The following is a 16,286-nucleotide window of genomic DNA, read 5'->3' as shown; positions in this document are numbered from 1 at the left end:
TTGTTATTTTTTAATAAAAATACATGCGTTTTTTATATGTGCAGGAGCTTGTGAGGATTTTAATCGTGAATAAATTTGATAGTTTTAAATATAACAATAATATTATTATTCATTCTAATGCAAAAATATCATCTGATGTTAATGTAAATATAATTGGTACTGATAATGTTATCGATGTAGGTGACTCGGTTATATTGAGGCGATTAAACATAAATATATTGGGTAATAATTGTAAGTTGATTATAAAGAATAACTGTAGTATACGTGGGGCTATTCATTTGAGGCAGAACAACTCGGTCATTATCATTGATTCTTATACCACATCTGTGTCTGCTAATATATTTTCAATGGAAGGCTCAGAGATTAATATTGGTTCAAATTGCATGTTATCTAGTTCTGTGTATATACGAAACTCTGATGAGCATCCTATTTATGATCTTGAAAGTAATGAGCGAATAAATCATGCAAAACCAGTATTCATTGGTAATAACGTTTGGTTATGTGAAGGTGTTACTGTTAATAAAGGCAGCATCATTCCAGATGGATGTGTAATTGGAGCAAAATCATTTGTTTCAAAAGAACTAAAAAGGAAAAACTCAATTTATTCTGGTGTCCCGGCCCAGTTAATAAGAGAGAATATAAAGTGGGACAGGACTTTTAAATAATGAAAACTGAACAAAAACAATTAATTTGTCTACAATTATAATAAAAAAATATGTAAAATCACTGTTGAGGGATCATTTTATAAAAATATGGTTGATAAAAACATAATTAAATTCAGGTCATCATAGGCGCGAACTTGAGATAACATTGGTTTCCGTATCTACCTTAATTTCATGTTCAAACATCCACTCCCCATAATAAACCGCATTAACCTGCGTCTTCACCAATAAATACCCCCGAAACTTCTTAAACAGTTTCATATCCGGTTTAAAATCGGCCTGCCAGAACTGGTGCAAATGCCCTTGATACGTCAAGCCTTTGATGTCGTACAGGGCATTGCCCATCACTTTGAGTGGTTTGTTGTGAATCAGCGCAGATATCCCCGCCGTACTGTTAATTGTCACCACCGCTTTTGCGTGGCGTAACAATTCCGGCATCGGGAGATCGTGCACATAAATGACGCGCTCACCTAAGCCATATTCCTTACTCAACCGTTTAATTAATGGTCGATAGAGTCTGTGACCACGATCCATCGGATGATGTTTGATCACCAAATAACTTTCTTTCGGCGCTTTACGTGAAAATGAGTACATGACTTCATTAATATAGTCACGCACATCGTTATAATTGCTGTGGTTACGAATCTGGCTATCGTTATACACCTGCAAAACGGCAAGATAATAACGCTGATCCAGCTCATTCATTAACCTCGGCAATACCTTACGCTGTGTTACCTTGTAAAGTTGCTTGCGCCAGTATGCACGAACCCAGCAACGAGCCTCATACCAGGGGGAAAACGATTTGTGGTGGCGGTAGCGAGGGAACTCATGACGGTAATGCCAACCCATCAGGTAATACCACATCGCATGACCTATACGTTTCATCGTTGAAGGTTTTAAGTTCTCAACGTGCGGCGCAGGCATATCTGGTAACTTACGATAAAAATCCGGATCGCGCGGTAGCGATGAATATGCGTTCACTCCGCCTTCTTCAACAGTAATAAACTGCGGACGTAAATATCCTTCTTCAAATGCCAGAAAGCGGATCCCTTTCGACTTTGCCCAACGTTTTGCTTCTTTGTGCAATGGGCGGCAGTCACCAAAGCAGAGGATGGTATCAAAGTCATATTGCCGGTGGAGATCCCGTAACCATCCGGGGAACTCTTTCGGCGTTTGGTAGTAAGCCAGGTATTGTCGATGGCGGCAGTAAAAACGATCCCCACCGTTGAATACAACATTCACAGCGTTACGTCCTAATGACTCTAACCATTCGGCGACGTCATTGAAAAAAGGTCCCATCGGCCCCTGCAATAGCAGATATTTTTTACCGGATAATAAAACGGTTAGTGCATTACCTTGCATAAATAATTTGCGTAATAGTCAACTATGAAATTGTTTAGCCAAATCTGACCTTGCAGAACATAATTAATTTGCGGTAATAGCGTATTACCCGCCCCGCTTTTTTTCGGGTAATAAACATCGGCTTGCGCGGCGTCTTGATTAAATATTCCGCAGCTTCTTCTACCGTAATAGGTTGTAGCCGTGTTGGGTGGATATAGGTTGGATAAACAATCAACGCCTGATAGATCAAATCTGCTAACGTTAATTTTTGCTCGCGGCGCGGGCAGTGATGTTCATCAACGGTTAAACCCCAACCGGCATAGAAGGGCAGGCCGTAACAATGAACTTGCTTGCCATGTAATAACGCTTCAAACCCGGACAATGATGTCATGGTGTGCACTTCATCTGCGCGCTGAATGCATTGAATAATATCTGCGTCCAGTGCCTGATAATCAGCGAGTTCAGCAATTAGTTCTGCCGGAATATCGCCCTTGCGATTCCCCACCAGTACATCCGGGTGCGGTTTATAAACAATGTAGGCGTGCGGATTACGCTCGCGTACTGTGCGTAATAACTCAAGGTTGCTCTTAATCGAGACAGTGCCTGTTTTAATAGAGGCATCGTCCTCTACCTGACCCGGCACCAGGATAACTTTTTTATCTTTGGCTTCGGCTGGTAGAGAGAAATCGGCTCCCAGGTTGTACTTACTCAGTTTGCTTTCAACCAGTCGCTGGCGTAATTTTTCAGCTCGCATCTGCTGCGCCAGCGTTAACTGGCTGTGATTAAGCAGGACTTCCAGGTCGCTGGGGCGCGTGGCGTCATAGTAGATCCCGCGTTTATCCAGTACCAACGATAGCGGCGGCAGCAGGTCAGAGCCAAGTCCGGATGAACGCAGAAAACCATCTTCCATTCGCCATAACGGCAGTGATTTTTGTTGCGCTTCGGCTAGCCATTGCTGTTCTCCCTTTACACCCCATACCACGCAAGCCGTCGCCGCAGTACAACGGCGTGAATAACTCAGTCTGTTTGTTGCGGTACGCAAGAAAGGTTTCAGGATTGCCGACTTCCACAGCGTTAAGCCTGGCGACCATAAATAGCCATTACGCTGTTGCTGATGGTTGCGCTGTAATTGCAGCCATTGCAGCACGGTAAATAGATCGCTTGCGGCCCCCGTGAGCGGGTCGATATAGCGACAGTAACGCAGGTATGCAGCGGCAAAAAGTTCTTCCAGCGTGGCAGAACCGCGTCGGGCAGATAACAAAGCGGACTGCGGATGGCGATCGTCGGTTAAGCCCCAGCCTGCATACCAGGGCTGGCCGAAACATGTTACTGGTTTTCCTGCCAGCAAGGCTTCAAAGCCGTATTGGGATGTCACGACGTAAACCCGGGAAACGTGTCGCAACAGCGACTGCGGGCTGACATTCTCGGCAATCAAACGTACTCGTTGCGTGGCGCGCAGATCAGCGAAATAACCTGTTTTCTTTCCTTCCAGGACATCCGGATGCACCTTCACCCAAATTTCGGCTTGAGGATTTTCCGCCATCGCGGCTTCCAGCATGGCAGCAAACTCATGCGGGCCAGCATTGCCATACGTCACTGACATATCATTAAATGTCTGATCGACAACCAGAACGATGTCTGAACGTTCTGACTCATCAGCCACAAACGCAGGTGCTAGGTTATATTTCGACAAATCCCCGGTCACGATGGTGTGCATCGCTTCTCTGGCCAGGCTTATCAGAGCTGTATTTCCGGCTTTATCCTGTACCAGTTTCTCCAGTGCTGAAGGCTTGCTGGCATCGTAGTAAATGCCACAATCATCCACCACCAGAGAAAGCGGCGGCTCGCCATTGACGCCAAGATCCAGCGAACGCACAAATCCATCTTCCAGACGAATGACGGGTTTTCCCACTGCTTTGGCGATGGCGACTGGTTTCGCCGCGCTGGGACGATGTCCCCACACGGCGATAGCATCAACTTCTTGCGGAACAGGGCGCAGCAGAGAAAGTTTCTGGCACGGTTGCGCCAGAAATTTCTCCAGATGCGGAATACGCCAGATACCGGACGAGAAAATGCCAATCATGCGTTTTCAGCCAGTTCCTGTGCCATCAGGGCGCGCACTTTTTCCAGGCATGCTGGGGTGTCGACGCCCGGACCGGTTGCGGCAACCTCAAATGTGCGGATGTTGATCCCCGCGCTCATCAACCGCAGCTGCTCCAGTGATTCTGCCTGCTCCTGCATGGACTCCGGTAACTGGCTGTAGTTTTGCAGCACATCGCGACGATAAGCGTAAATACCAACGTGTTTCAGGTAGCGCGCTTTTTCAGCATTACGCGGATACGGAATAGGCGAACGGCTGAAATAAAGCGCATCCTGGCGGGTATTTACCACCACTTTTACCGTGCTTGGCTCGGTCGCTTCTTCGGCAGAAATCGCGTGGCATAGCGTTGCCACTGGCAACGCGGGGTCATCACGCATTCCTTGTAACAGCGTTTCTACATCCCGCGGGCGAATCATTGGTTCGTCGCCCTGCAGGTTAATGTAGATATCTGCCTCGACTTTATGCATCACCTCGACCAGCCGATCGGTGCCGGATTCATGATCGTTGCGCGTCATGATGGCTTTCCCGCCAAATGCCTGCACGGCCTGTTCAACACGCGGATCGTCTGTTGCCACCCAAACTTCCGCAACGCCCGCCACCTGTAACGCACGCTCGTAAACATGCTGGATCATCGGTTTACCAACAATATCGAGCAGTGGCTTACCCGGCAGACGCGATGAGCCATAACGAGCCGGGATGACAATAACAGCTTTGCTCATTTCAACTCCTTACAAAGACAGAATCACTTTTGCACCCACCGCCAGCTGATAGAGGATGGTGGAAATACCACGGGTAACTTCAATGTTTTTCGATTCATATTTCGGCAGAACCATAATCTCATCGCCCGGTTTGAGTGAATCCACATCTTCTGCGTTGACGGCTGCACCGTTCTGACGAATGACGATAATTCTGGCGTTACCCGATTTCTGCGTCAGGCCACCACATTTCTCGATGTAATCCTCGGTGGTCATACCCTTCTGCCAGCTCACCGCGTTCGGGAACAGCACTTCGCCATGAACCATAACCAGCGATGTTTTCTCCGGAATATTGATGACGTCGCCATCTTCAAGCAGAACAGAATCAATATTGGATTCGTTGAGGATCACTTCACCTTTCGGAACCACGGTGCGTGCTTTCGCCACAAAGCGGCTGATCAGTTGTGCTTCCTGCATTCGCAGGCTGGCTTCTTCTTTGGTGGATGACTGGGCAGAAAGTGAGGCTTCCTCCAGTTTTTGCAGCGAGAGATTCAGCATCTCTTTCTGACGCTGAGCTACTGATGGGCGATAAAGCTGAACCGCGTTCATCTGCGACATGCTGTTCGGGCGGACTTTTTCCAGAACCGCACGCATAGTGGAACCATAAGGCAGTACCATGGCATGTTCACCGGAGTGCGCGCCTTCAACCCGCACCTGAATGGTGCCGGCATAGCGGTCAGTGCTCACGATTAAGGTATCGCCATTTTGCAACATACGGCCTGGTGCAGAACTGATCGGATAGTATTCGCTGCGTTTTTGCAGCCCCTGTTTACGCATAATCGTAATGTGAGTCGCGCCAGGCTTAGGGCGCGCCCAGCTCAACGCTTCCGTTACGGGAATGCTGCTTTCGCGGAACTCAAAGTCGTAGCTGTTAAAGACATCGCCCTGAACGCTGAAAGTATGCTGACGCGGCCCGACGATGATGGTGTCACCATCGGCGAACTGCGAAAGCCCCAGTTTGCCGTTCAGCAGGAAGTCGTACAGGTTGACGTTGGAGCGCACGCGGTTACCGCGCTTGACCACAATATCAACGTAACTTCCGCGCTCTGGATCAACGCCGCCAGCCTTGATCAGATAATTGAGTAACGAATCAGACGTCACACCGCCATACAGACCAGGATTACGCACAAATCCGGTCACGTACACTTTTACTGGCTGCGCCTGTAATAAGGAGGCGTAGACGTTGACGTTGGACTGGTACACTTCCTTCACTTTTGATGTAACCAGAGTGTTCAACTGACTATTGCTAACCCCGGCAACTTTCACCGGACCAACGTTTGGCAGAAAAATATTACCTTTGGGATCAATCTGTAATGCACCATCAAAGGTGAACGCACCCCACAAGCGAACCTGAATGCTATCACCCGGATTCAGAATATAGTCAGGGTTGAATCCTACCGTCGCACCGCTATCCGCGCTGGTGCCGTTGAAAAGTTGAGCACCAAACATACGGCTCATTACCACCGGCGGTGCGGGGGGTGGAGTATTGTCGAAGCCGCTCATGTTTTGCGTATCCGACTGTTGCCCGTTCAGAATACCGGTAAGCGGCGCGGCTCCTGTCAGGTTTGGGTCAGCGTTAATATCAATGGCCGCGCTGGCCTGCGCCGCGTGACAGGCGGCAATCAGTAAAATTGATTTAAATAATTTCATCACAAACTCATTCAGCGACAGCGTTAGTCTCGGTGATCTTCAATAACAGCCAGCAACAGTTTCAGGGTGCCGAACAGCAGGCAGCACACCAGTAACCAGCAGGCGATCAAATAAGGGATATTTGGAAAAGACGATTCCTGCGGCAACTGTGGCGAACTGATCACTGACAGCACCTTGAGCTTACGAGCCGCTTCTACACGGGTCTTTTCAATGGAGGTCAGGGTCAGTTTGTACAGCTCGGTGTTGAACTCTACTTTTGATTTGATTTCTTCAAAATCCACCGCCATACGGTTTAGCTTGTCACCCTGCGGCGCTGTGATTTTGCTTTTTTCTTCGTCAATTTGTGCCTGCAATGACTGAATCGCATTACGCGCACTCACAACTTGCGGGGCGTCCTCACGCAGATACGTCAGCAAGTTCCGCAGGTCCGCTTCCATCTGGATCTTCTGGCCCATCAGCGTATTCACTAACGTGCTCGCCGCCTGTGCCTGTGCCTGTGGATCCAGAACGTTGTTGTTGTCTTGATAAGAGAGCAATTCCGCTTTGCTGGCGTCCAGACGCTGGCGTGCCTTTTCCATCTCCGTTTCTGCAAAGGCAAGCTGGTCACGCGCGATGCGATGTGACATCTCATTGATAAAGCGCTCTGACTCTTTCAGCACGGTTTGGTTAAACTTAAGCGCAAATTCCGGGCTAAAGCCCTGCGTCTGAATATTCAGTAATCCGGTTTTATCGTCATACGAGACGTTGATACGGTCCTTGTAGTACTTCAGGAAGCCTTCTGCGGTTTCATCCTTGCTAAGATGATTAAGAAAATCGAGCCCGCTGTGGCTAAACGCTTCACGAAAATTTAGTTGCTTATCCAGCGCCGCCAGCATATCCGGCGAGTTGATGTACTCTTTCAGATACAACGCATCTTCTGCGGAACTGGGGTTAGAGGCACCCAGAAGCAGACCAAAATTCAGGCTGCCGCTGTTTAAATCATCCGAGCGTTTAATGGCGACTTTCGACTCGCTCATATAGCGAGGCTGGCTGAAGATAGCCAGATAGATCAGCAGCACCGCCATCGGTGCCAGAATGATGATTTTCGCCAGGTGTTTTTGGATATCTGCCAGTGAGATGGCAGACAGACGAGCACGCATCCAGGATACGGCAGACTTCACTTTTATCAACATGTAACGATTATCAAAGTTTCAGTGGGGCGCAAACTCAATGAGAGACTAACCTCTCGCACCCCGTTGCTTAATTAGTCGAAAATGCGCACAAGGCCAGTGACTTTATTTGCCTTGTTGGTCACCAATAACGTTGAGACGCGGTGCTTTTGCATTTTTTCTTCCGCTTCAATGATCATGGTGTCTTCCGGTAGCGTCAGCGGTTCACGTGTCATCATCTGCGCAGCCGTGGCGGATGTCAGAGAATCCTCTTTTTCCATAAAGCGACGCAGGTCACCGTCGGTGATAATGCCCGCTAGCCCACCTTCTGCGTCTTCTACCATCACCATTCCCTGGCATCCGCTGGTGATACGTTGAATCACGGTTTTAAATGACGCATCCAGCTGTACCGCAGGAACATCATGCTGCATGACATCAGCAACGCGGGTCAGCAGGCGACGACCTAATGAACCGCCCGGGTGATAGCGCGCAAAATCATTCGGCATAAATTTGCGTTGGTGGATCATGGCAATCGCCAGCGCATCGCCGATCGCCATCGTCAGCGTGGTAGACGTTGTTGGTGCAAGATTATTCGGGCAGGTTTCATTCGCCATGTGGAGTTCCAGCACGGCATCAGCATTTTTCGCCAGCGTGGAATTTCCATTATTGGTAATGGCGATAATTCGGTTGCCGAAATTTTTCAGTGAAGGAACTAGCTTGAGGATTTCATCCGTTTCACCGCTGGCAGAAATAAGGATCAGAAGATCGTAAGGCGTAATCATGCCCAGATCGCCATGGAAAGCTTCTGCAGGATGAATAAAGAAACTAGGCGTACCCGTAGAGGCCAGCGTCGCTGACATTTTACGACCGACATGCCCTGATTTACCCATTCCCGAAAGAATAACGTGACCTTTACAGTTCATTATCAAATTAAGGACACGCTGGTACTGCCCGGAATCCAGTTGTTTAGACAAGTTTTGTAATGCTGCGCCTTGTTCTGCCAGAGTCTGGCGAACAGAGGTAATTAGATATGGATCGATAGTACTGCTCTGGTCATCAGGTAAATGTCTTTCAGACATATCAGCTCCTTTGCACGGAAATAATGCCACAGTCACAACAAACCCGAACCCACTATAATTTATTTATGCTAAATCAATGGGTTGTAACAAAATTTTTAATGAATATAAAACCATGGTCAGTCCATGCTTATATGCAGGACTTATCACCTTCTTATTAAGTCGCAATGTCTCATGGAGGTGCGAAGATGCTGCAATATTACAGGCGAGAAGGGGAACCAAATTTTGCCCACCTATTTAACACACCCCTACATTATGAACAAGGAATTTAGGATTTTTATCATTTATTAAAATGTTTCCTACTTGACTATTAAGACCAAAAACAATTTATCAATTGATTATTTCCTTGTAAAAAAAGAACGTATGACTATGTTATTAATAAATAAAACACGCAAATAATGGTGATGTTGTTTTGTGATTAACTATTTAAGTTCGGCATAATAAACAGGTTGACAATTTCTATGTAAAGAAGAGAAAAATAATAAAATTTTAGCGGTGACTATTGAATGATATGATAGTTGTGGTGTTGATTATTTCTGGTAATGAATGCGGAATTAAATCTGGCCGGATTGTATTTTTGCTATATCTATTTTTCAGGAGATTATTATTAAATAGAAAAATAACAATGGTGATTATCTCCGGTTGAGCTGGAGTCACGTATGCCAGCGAGTGCTTTCTTCCGGGCCTTCCTTCACTTCAGAGAAAGAGCCTATGGAAAAGAGGCAATCATCAGGCTCTTTTTGAGTCATATGCGCCGATAATCAACTGTCTTGAACGTAAAAATTATGGAGCAACATGATGCTACGATTCATTTCACTCTTCGTTCTTTCTGAGCATTGCGTTCAGGATGGTCAGCAATTTACGCATACAGTCAACCAGCGCCACTTTTTTGGTTTTTCCGGCTGCTGGCAGATGCATGTAAAACGCCTCTTTCACCGGATTAAACCAGGTTACCACAAGCGCTGCCATGTGCAGGGCTGCTCTTGCCTCCGTACGCGCACTGGCGTCGTTCGGCCAGCAGATATGTGTGGGATAACAGGGATGTTATGTGAACTGAACTGTGTTTTGTTAGCGGGGGATGTTTATTGATGATTCGGGAGTGTTTAAGACCTGATGGCGTTATGCTCCCAAGTTTATTTTATATAAAGATCCAAAAGCAAAAACCCGCCTTGTGGGCGGGTTCTTAAGAATTAGTGGTGCCCGGACTCGGAATCGAACCAAGGACACGGGGATTTTCAATCCCCTGCTCTACCGACTGAGCTATCCGGGCAACGGGGCGCATTAAACCTGATTCGCCTCGTCTCGTCAATCAAATTTCTTCAATTTACTGCAGACTGCACAATCTATCATCACTTTGCCGCTAATGCACGCATTGTCAGGCAAACCAGGTGGTCCAGGCGGCGGAAAGCGGCATTGCCAGAAGGAGTGCTGGAAGCATGTTGACCACCGGGAACATTTTAATGCCACAGATGCGTAATCCGGTTGCCAGCAGCAATAAACCGCCTACGGCGCTGAAGTCTGCCATCATCGACGGTGTGGTCAGCGGTAATATCAGCGCGGCAGCCCACGCCAGCGTTAGCTGGATGATCAGTAATGGGATACTAATTACCGACACCGCAATACCCAGCGAGCAGGCGAAGATCATCGCCGTAAAGAAATCAAGAAATGACTTGGCGATTAAAATACTCGGATCGCCGGTCATCCCTTCGTTCATCGCCCCGAAGATCCCGGTGCCGCTGGCGCAAAACAGGACAATAATCGCGACATAATTCTGAATAAAAGATTCATGCGCTGGCTTCTTACGTGAGTGGCGAAACAGATTTTGTGCTTTGGTGACCGCGGTATTGACGCCTTTTTCCAGCAGACAAATTTCGCCGATTAATGCACCGAGTAAGGTTGCTAAAACCATCGCCGGAAGGTTGGCGCATTTCACCACCAGTAAAATACCAATCCCCAGCGATGCCAGACCAAAAATTGATGTCATGGAGACGCGGATACGTTCCGGTAAGCGTTGGCTAAGGAGTGCACCGAGAACGCCACCCAGTAATACTGCACTTGCGTTGATAAAAGGACCGATGACCACAAGAGTTCCTGTTAGCTGCATTGTCTGATTTTCTTATTATGACCGTTTGGCACCTTCGATGGCTTGTTTGTTCGCAAAGTCCTGGCTTGCACGTTCTGGTGAAAGGTGCCATGATTGCGCGAATTTTCTCCTCTCTGTACGGAGTTTGCCCGATGCACGCCACCTCCTTACATTCTCTCGCTTATCGCCGTTTCGCGCGAAACTCTTCTCTTTTCATGCTACTGCTCATGCGGTGAAGTTAACGCACGCTCACTGCAGGACAACAGTAAAATCAGAGCGTTTCTGCTTTTACTGATGTCTGGCGGTCGGAGCTGGTGACCAGTTTGACCCATATCTCGTGGGGCAGGGTTTTTCACCTTGTCCGGTATTCTTACTTCCCCGAAACGGGTTTTGCGCTTATGAAATCAATGAATATTGCCGCCAGTTGTGAACTGGTATCCCGACTTTCTACTCATCGCCGCGTGGTGGCGTTGGGAGATACTGATTTTACGGACGTCGCGGCAGTCGTCATTACCGCTGCGGATAGCCGCAGTGGCATTCTTGCGTTGCTTAAGCGCACCGGTTTTCATCTACCGGTGTTTTTGTATTCCGAACATGTTGTTGAATTACCTGCGGGCGTTACGGCGGTAATCAACGGCAACGAGCAGCAGTGGCTGGAGCTGGAATCCGCAGCCTGTCAGTATGAAGAGAATTTGCTGCCACCGTTTTATGACACGCTGACGCAGTACGTTGAGATGGGCAACAGCACTTTTGCTTGCCCTGGACATCAACATGGTGCGTTCTTTAAAAAGCATCCTGCCGGACGCCATTTTTACGATTTCTTTGGTGAGAACATCTTTCGCGCCGATATGTGTAACGCTGACGTAAAATTGGGCGATCTGCTTATTCATGAAGGATCGGCGAAAGATGCGCAGAAATTCGCAGCCAAAGTCTTTCATGCCGATAAAACCTATTTTGTCCTGAACGGCACATCGGCAGCGAATAAAGTGGTGACGAATGCGCTGTTAACGCGTGGCGATCTGGTGCTCTTCGACCGTAACAACCATAAGTCGAATCATCACGGCGCGCTGATTCAGGCGGGGGCGACGCCGGTCTATCTGGAAGCTTCACGTAACCCGTTTGGTTTCATTGGCGGTATTGATGCGCACTGTTTTAATGAAGAGTATCTGCGCCAGCAAATTCGCGACGTTGCGCCAGAAAAAGCTGAGTTGCCGCGCCCGTTTCGCCTGGCGATTATTCAGCTGGGAACCTATGACGGCACTGTCTATAACGCCCGCCAGGTGATCGATACCGTTGGGCATCTGTGTGATTACATTCTGTTTGATTCCGCGTGGGTCGGTTACGAACAGTTTATCCCGATGATGGCGGATAGCTCGCCGCTGCTGTTAGAACTTAACGAAAACGATCCGGGGATCTTTGTGACCCAGTCAGTGCACAAACAGCAGGCGGGATTCTCACAGACGTCGCAGATCCATAAAAAAGATAACCATATCCGCGGACAGGCGCGTTTTTGCCCGCATAAGCGGTTGAATAATGCCTTTATGCTCCATGCTTCTACCAGCCCGTTCTATCCGCTGTTTGCCGCGCTGGACGTTAACGCCAAAATTCATGAAGGAGAGAGTGGGCGTCGGCTGTGGGCTGAGTGTGTTGAGATAGGGATTGAAGCGCGCAAGGCTATTCTTGCGCACTGTAAGCTGTTCCGCCCGTTTATCCCGCCCGTTGTTGATGGCAAATTGTGGCAGGGTTATCCGACATCAGTGTTAGCCAGTGACCGTCGTTTTTTCAGTTTTGAGCCGGGGGCGAAGTGGCACGGCTTTGAAGGATATGCCGCGGATCAGTATTTTGTTGATCCGTGCAAGCTGTTACTCACTACACCAGGTATTAATGCCGAAACTGGCGAATATAGCGACTTTGGCGTTCCGGCGACGATTCTGGCGCACTATCTGCGTGAGAACGGCATTGTGCCGGAGAAGTGCGATCTCAACTCCATTCTGTTCTTATTAACTCCGGCGGAAAGCCACGAGAAGCTGGCGCAACTGGTGGCGATGCTGGCGCAGTTTGAACAGCATATTGAGGATGACTCACCGCTGGCTGAGGTGTTGCCGAGCGTTTATAACAAATATCCGGTGCGCTATCGCGACTACACCCTGCGCCAGTTGTGTCAGGAGATGCACGATCTGTATGTCAGTTTCGACGTCAAAGACCTACAAAAAGCGATGTTCCGCCAGCAGAGTTTCCCGTCAGTGGTGATGAACCCCCAGGATGCACATAGTGCTTATATTCGCGGTGAAGTGGAGTTGGTGCGGATTCGTGATGCCGAAGGGCGAATTGCGGCAGAAGGGGCGTTGCCTTATCCACCAGGCGTGCTTTGCGTGGTACCCGGAGAAGTCTGGGGTGGGGCGGTTCAACGTTATTTCCTTGCGCTGGAAGAAGGGGTGAATTTGTTGCCGGGATTTTCGCCGGAGCTGCAAGGTGTCTATAGCGAAACCGATGCAGATGGCATGAAACGATTGTACGGTTATGTGTTGAAGTAAGAAAAAAACGGGTCACCTTCTGGCGACCCGTTTTTCTTTGCGTAATTAGTGGCTCACCGTCTGTGTGCCTGTCGGGACACGAACGTGTTTATATTTGAACATCGCCATGAACGCGAAGGCCAGAACCACGGAGTAACCTGCGAAAATCAGCCATACGGTCTGCCAGTCGGTAATGCCGTTTTGGGTGTACATCTCAACCACTTTACCGCTCACGATGCCGCCGAGGATACAGCCGAAGCCGTTAGTCATCATCAGGAACATCCCCTGCGCACTGGCGCGAATTGCCGGGCTAACTTCTTTTTCGACAAACACCGAACCAGAGATGTTGAAGAAGTCGAATGCGCAGCCGTAAACAATCATCGACAGAACCAGCAGTACGGTGCCGAACGGAGTCGGGTCACCGTAAGCAAACAGCGCAAAACGCAGGATCCACGCCACGATACTGATCATCATTACGTTCTTAATGCCGTAGCGGCTTAAGAAGAACGGGATGGTCAGAATGAACAGGGTTTCAGAGATCTGCGAAATCGACATGATGATTGACGCATGCTGCACAATAAAGCTGCTGGCAAACATCGGATCTTTGTCGAAGCTGTGCAGGAAGGTGTTACCGAACATGTTGGTAATCTGCAGTTCCGCGCCCAGCAGCATTGAGAAGATGAAGAAGATTGCCATACGCTTGTTTTTAAACAGCGCGAATGCATCGAGGCCCAGCAGGGTTGTCCAGCTCTGATTCGCTTGCTGTTTAGCAACCGGAATATGCGGCAGAGTCAGGGTAAACAGAACCAGAATGGCGGAAAGTGCTGCGCCAATATACAGCTGCATGTGGCTTAATTCGAAGCCAGACAGGCTCACCACCCACATTGCCATGATAAAGCCGATGGTGCCCCAGATACGGATTGGCGGGAAGTCAGTAACGATATCCATCCCGGCATTTTGCAGGCGATAGTAAGAGATGGTGTTGATTAACCCAAGCGTTGGCATATAAGCAAACGAGTTAATCAATATCACAAGGAACATCGCTTCCGGCGTCGTGACCTGTGCCGCCATGAACAGCGTGATAGCGCCAATGGTGTGGCAAATGGCATATACCCATTTCGCACTTAACCATTTGTCGGCCACAATCCCCAGCAGCGCAGGCATAAATACCGCGGCGATACCCAGTGAGCTATAAACTGCGCCGATAGAAGCACCGTCAAACTTCAGGGTAACAAACATATAGGAGCCGAGGGTCGTCAGCCAACTTCCCCACAGACAGAACTGCAGAAAAGAGAGGATTTTCAGCTGCAGCTTAAGATTCATGTTAATTTCCTCACATCGTGATGCGGATGAGTGTTTGAAAAAGCACATTTGACCGTGCGAGATGATGGGATTCTATCAACTTCGCGGACTGGTTTTTTGTTACCTGTGGCAAATAATTGCAAACATTCCCAATTTGCAAAACGAAATTGTGATGTGGATAACATTTTTACCCCTGAGCATCGTCAGGGGCGGTTAGTGGAATTATCGGCGGCGGTAGGATTTTTGCGCGGTATTCACTTTATAAAGATAACGGCGAGATTCCGCAGAAGGATGGCGGGTCGTCAGCGTCTGATAAACATCGCCCGGCGTCATGGTGTTAATAATATTGGCAGCCTGAATCTTGTCATTCGAAAAGACTCGCAGCACGCTGCCTGCGCCGCCGTTATAGGCGGTGATGACGGCATAACGCCGCGATGTTGGGTTATCAATTCCGCCGAGATAAACGTTGTTCAGCATCGCCAGATACGCGGTGCCGGTGTCAATATTGCTGGCAGGATCAAACAAGAAACTGCGGCTCGGCGTGCCGGATTTCCCCTGCGAACGGAACACATCTTTCCCGGCAGTATGTTGTACCACCTGCATTAACCCCAGCGCATCGGAACGGCTGACCGCATACGGGTTAAAGGAAGATTCAGTCTGCATAATTGCCAGTATCAGCGACTCATCAACGCCATATTTCCGTGACGCCTGGCGGACCATGCCGAGATATTTGTGCGCACGTTTATCAAGGTGGTTCGGCACCATGTTAATGGTGACGCTGTAGATGATACGCAGCCCGTTGCTGCGGCTCTTCAGACGGTTTTTCAGCAGATAATCCGCGAAGTTGCTTGCGCGACCTTCCCAGCGAATCGGCTGCCCGGTGTTGTCCACCACCTGACCGTAAAGGAAAGGTTCTTTCGAAATCGTAATATCATCAACGTCGGAATAGAGATCGACCGAACTCGGATCGTCGCCCATCAGCAACGTTTTGATAATTGCCCGACGCAGATGCGCGGCAGGTTCTGTCCCGGCGATGGTTTCGATAGTGATCGTACCGTCATCGAAGTTGATGTGGCTGCGGGTCTGATATTGATCGGTGTATTTCACGTAGTCCTTAGGACCGGCGATCACCACCTCTTTGAAGCCCCAGATGTTCTCAATATTGTGGGCAAATTGCCCCATCAGAATATCAAAACCGTTGGTATCTTTGACCCAGGCTTCGTTATAGGTATCGCCTTTTTTGGTCGTCGAACAGGAGATGAGCAACGGCGCAATCAAAGCCAGCGCGAGATATTTTTTCATCATTCCGGGTGCGTGTTGTGTTTGTTTTTATGCAAGTTGCCGGAGGCGTGCTCCGGCACTGTTTTTATTTTTTATCTTCCGGCGTATAGCCCTCGATATGCACCTCTTTACCCTCGAACAGGAAGTTGACCATCTCCTGCTCCAGCAGCTTGCGGTGCTCGGCATTCATCATGTTGAGTTTCTTTTCATTAATCAGCATGGTTTGTTTGTGCTGCCACTGCGCCCAGGCTTCTTTGGAGATCTCGTTATAGATGCGTTTTCCCAGCTCGCCGGGGTACAGCTGAAAATCCTGACCTTCTGCTTCACGTTGCAGGAAAGTACAAAAAATCGTTCTGCTCATAAATCATCCTCTT

General features: G+C 48.6%; 13 protein-coding genes, 1 tRNA gene and 1 pseudogene. 3 read left to right on the top strand and 12 right to left on the bottom strand.

Annotated elements, in window-relative coordinates; genetic code table 11:
* Positions 1–65 precede the first annotated feature (65 nt).
* Positions 66–665 (top strand): acyltransferase, encoded by a 600-nt coding sequence (locus ACJHYD_RS09520; RefSeq protein ID WP_021561378.1) that lies wholly within the window; start codon positions 66–68, stop codon positions 663–665.
* Between the two features lie 120 nt (positions 666–785).
* On the opposite strand, the gene ACJHYD_RS09515 is transcribed toward ACJHYD_RS09520, so the two are convergent.
* The 9 genes and pseudogenes from ACJHYD_RS09515 to ACJHYD_RS09475 form a co-directional block, all read right to left on the bottom strand.
* The gene (locus tag ACJHYD_RS09515) at positions 786–2,024 is read right to left on the bottom strand and encodes a capsule biosynthesis protein (protein ID WP_021561377.1); all 1,239 of its coding nucleotides are present in this window, start codon (positions 2,022–2,024) and stop codon (positions 786–788) included.
* Positions 2,025–2,058: 34 nt separating this feature from the next.
* On the bottom strand, positions 2,059–4,086 hold the full coding sequence (locus ACJHYD_RS09510) for a capsular polysaccharide biosynthesis protein (protein WP_021561376.1): 2,028 nt from the start codon (positions 4,084–4,086) through the stop codon (positions 2,059–2,061).
* Entirely contained in the window at positions 4,083–4,823 is a 741-nt protein-coding gene (gene kdsB / locus ACJHYD_RS09505; RefSeq protein WP_001554265.1) for a 3-deoxy-manno-octulosonate cytidylyltransferase, read from the bottom strand. Before kdsB ends, ACJHYD_RS09510 begins: the two co-directional genes overlap by 4 nt.
* Before the next feature lie 9 nt (positions 4,824–4,832).
* Positions 4,833–6,509, bottom strand: coding sequence for a polysaccharide biosynthesis/export family protein (locus tag ACJHYD_RS09500; protein WP_001305965.1), 1,677 nt, complete (start codon positions 6,507–6,509; stop codon positions 4,833–4,835).
* A gap of 23 nt (positions 6,510–6,532) precedes the next feature.
* A complete protein-coding gene (locus tag ACJHYD_RS09495; protein WP_000905920.1) occupies positions 6,533–7,681 on the bottom strand; it encodes a capsule polysaccharide export inner-membrane protein KpsE in 1,149 nt (382 codons plus the stop codon).
* 71 nt (positions 7,682–7,752) lie between these two features.
* Positions 7,753–8,736, bottom strand: a complete 984-nt coding sequence (locus tag ACJHYD_RS09490) for an SIS domain-containing protein (protein ID WP_001298261.1) — start codon at positions 8,734–8,736, stop codon at positions 7,753–7,755.
* 810 nt (positions 8,737–9,546) lie between these two features.
* A pseudogene (locus tag ACJHYD_RS09485) lies at positions 9,547–9,729 on the bottom strand (IS110 family transposase); the annotation flags it as partial.
* Positions 9,730–9,927: 198 nt separating this feature from the next.
* Positions 9,928–10,003: transfer RNA gene (locus tag ACJHYD_RS09480), tRNA-Phe, on the bottom strand.
* Between the two features lie 105 nt (positions 10,004–10,108).
* Positions 10,109–10,816 carry a DUF554 domain-containing protein gene (locus ACJHYD_RS09475; RefSeq protein ID WP_000234527.1) on the bottom strand — a complete coding sequence of 236 codons (708 nt, stop codon included), beginning with the start codon at positions 10,814–10,816 and terminating at the stop codon, positions 10,109–10,111.
* Positions 10,817–10,968: 152 nt separating this feature from the next.
* Between ACJHYD_RS09475 and ACJHYD_RS09470 the strand changes: the two genes are divergently transcribed.
* Positions 10,969–11,052, top strand: a complete 84-nt coding sequence (locus ACJHYD_RS09470) for a hypothetical protein (protein WP_212734243.1) — start codon at positions 10,969–10,971, stop codon at positions 11,050–11,052.
* A 162-nt stretch (positions 11,053–11,214) separates the two neighbouring features.
* On the top strand, positions 11,215–13,350 hold the full coding sequence (gene speC / locus ACJHYD_RS09465) for an ornithine decarboxylase (protein ID WP_021561368.1): 2,136 nt from the start codon (positions 11,215–11,217) through the stop codon (positions 13,348–13,350).
* 45 nt (positions 13,351–13,395) lie between these two features.
* Here the strand turns inward: speC and nupG are convergent, their stop codons facing one another.
* The 3 genes from nupG to ACJHYD_RS09450 all read right to left on the bottom strand — a co-directional run bounded on the left by nupG (position 13,396) and on the right by ACJHYD_RS09450 (position 16,273).
* The gene (nupG, locus tag ACJHYD_RS09460) at positions 13,396–14,652 is read right to left on the bottom strand and encodes a nucleoside permease NupG (RefSeq protein WP_001049791.1); all 1,257 of its coding nucleotides are present in this window, start codon (positions 14,650–14,652) and stop codon (positions 13,396–13,398) included.
* 201 nt (positions 14,653–14,853) lie between these two features.
* A complete protein-coding gene (gene mltC, locus ACJHYD_RS09455; RefSeq protein WP_000760323.1) occupies positions 14,854–15,933 on the bottom strand; it encodes a membrane-bound lytic murein transglycosylase MltC in 1,080 nt (359 codons plus the stop codon).
* A gap of 64 nt (positions 15,934–15,997) precedes the next feature.
* Positions 15,998–16,273 carry an oxidative damage protection protein gene (locus ACJHYD_RS09450; RefSeq protein WP_000091700.1) on the bottom strand — a complete coding sequence of 92 codons (276 nt, stop codon included), beginning with the start codon at positions 16,271–16,273 and terminating at the stop codon, positions 15,998–16,000.
* Between the last annotated feature and the right edge of the window lie 13 nt (positions 16,274–16,286).

Source organism: Escherichia sp. WS1368, from assembly GCF_046487485.1.
GTDB lineage: Bacteria > Pseudomonadota > Gammaproteobacteria > Enterobacterales > Enterobacteriaceae > Escherichia > Escherichia coli.
The sequence above is the reverse complement of the archived record's forward strand: the minus strand, read 5'-3'. Positions and strand labels throughout refer to the sequence as shown.

Bases quoted from the DNA above. Each gene is read 5' to 3' on its own strand.
- kdsB (WP_001554265.1), bottom strand. From the start codon at position 4,823: ATGAGCAAAGCTGTTATTGTCATCCCGGCTCGTTATGGCTCATCGCGT.
- ACJHYD_RS09490 (WP_001298261.1), bottom strand. From the start codon at position 8,736: ATGTCTGAAAGACATTTACCTGATGACCAGAGCAGTACTATCGATCCA.
- nupG (WP_001049791.1), bottom strand. From the start codon at position 14,652: ATGAATCTTAAGCTGCAGCTGAAAATCCTCTCTTTTCTGCAGTTCTGT.
- ACJHYD_RS09450 (WP_000091700.1), bottom strand. From the start codon at position 16,273: ATGAGCAGAACGATTTTTTGTACTTTCCTGCAACGTGAAGCAGAAGGT.
- ACJHYD_RS09470 (WP_212734243.1), top strand. From the start codon at position 10,969: ATGCACGCCACCTCCTTACATTCTCTCGCTTATCGCCGTTTCGCGCGA.
- ACJHYD_RS09500 (WP_001305965.1), bottom strand. From the start codon at position 6,509: ATGAAATTATTTAAATCAATTTTACTGATTGCCGCCTGTCACGCGGCG.
- mltC (WP_000760323.1), bottom strand. From the start codon at position 15,933: ATGAAAAAATATCTCGCGCTGGCTTTGATTGCGCCGTTGCTCATCTCC.
- speC (WP_021561368.1), top strand. From the start codon at position 11,215: ATGAAATCAATGAATATTGCCGCCAGTTGTGAACTGGTATCCCGACTT.
- ACJHYD_RS09495 (WP_000905920.1), bottom strand. From the start codon at position 7,681: ATGTTGATAAAAGTGAAGTCTGCCGTATCCTGGATGCGTGCTCGTCTG.
- ACJHYD_RS09510 (WP_021561376.1), bottom strand. From the start codon at position 4,086: ATGATTGGCATTTTCTCGTCCGGTATCTGGCGTATTCCGCATCTGGAG.
- ACJHYD_RS09515 (WP_021561377.1), bottom strand. From the start codon at position 2,024: ATGCAAGGTAATGCACTAACCGTTTTATTATCCGGTAAAAAATATCTG.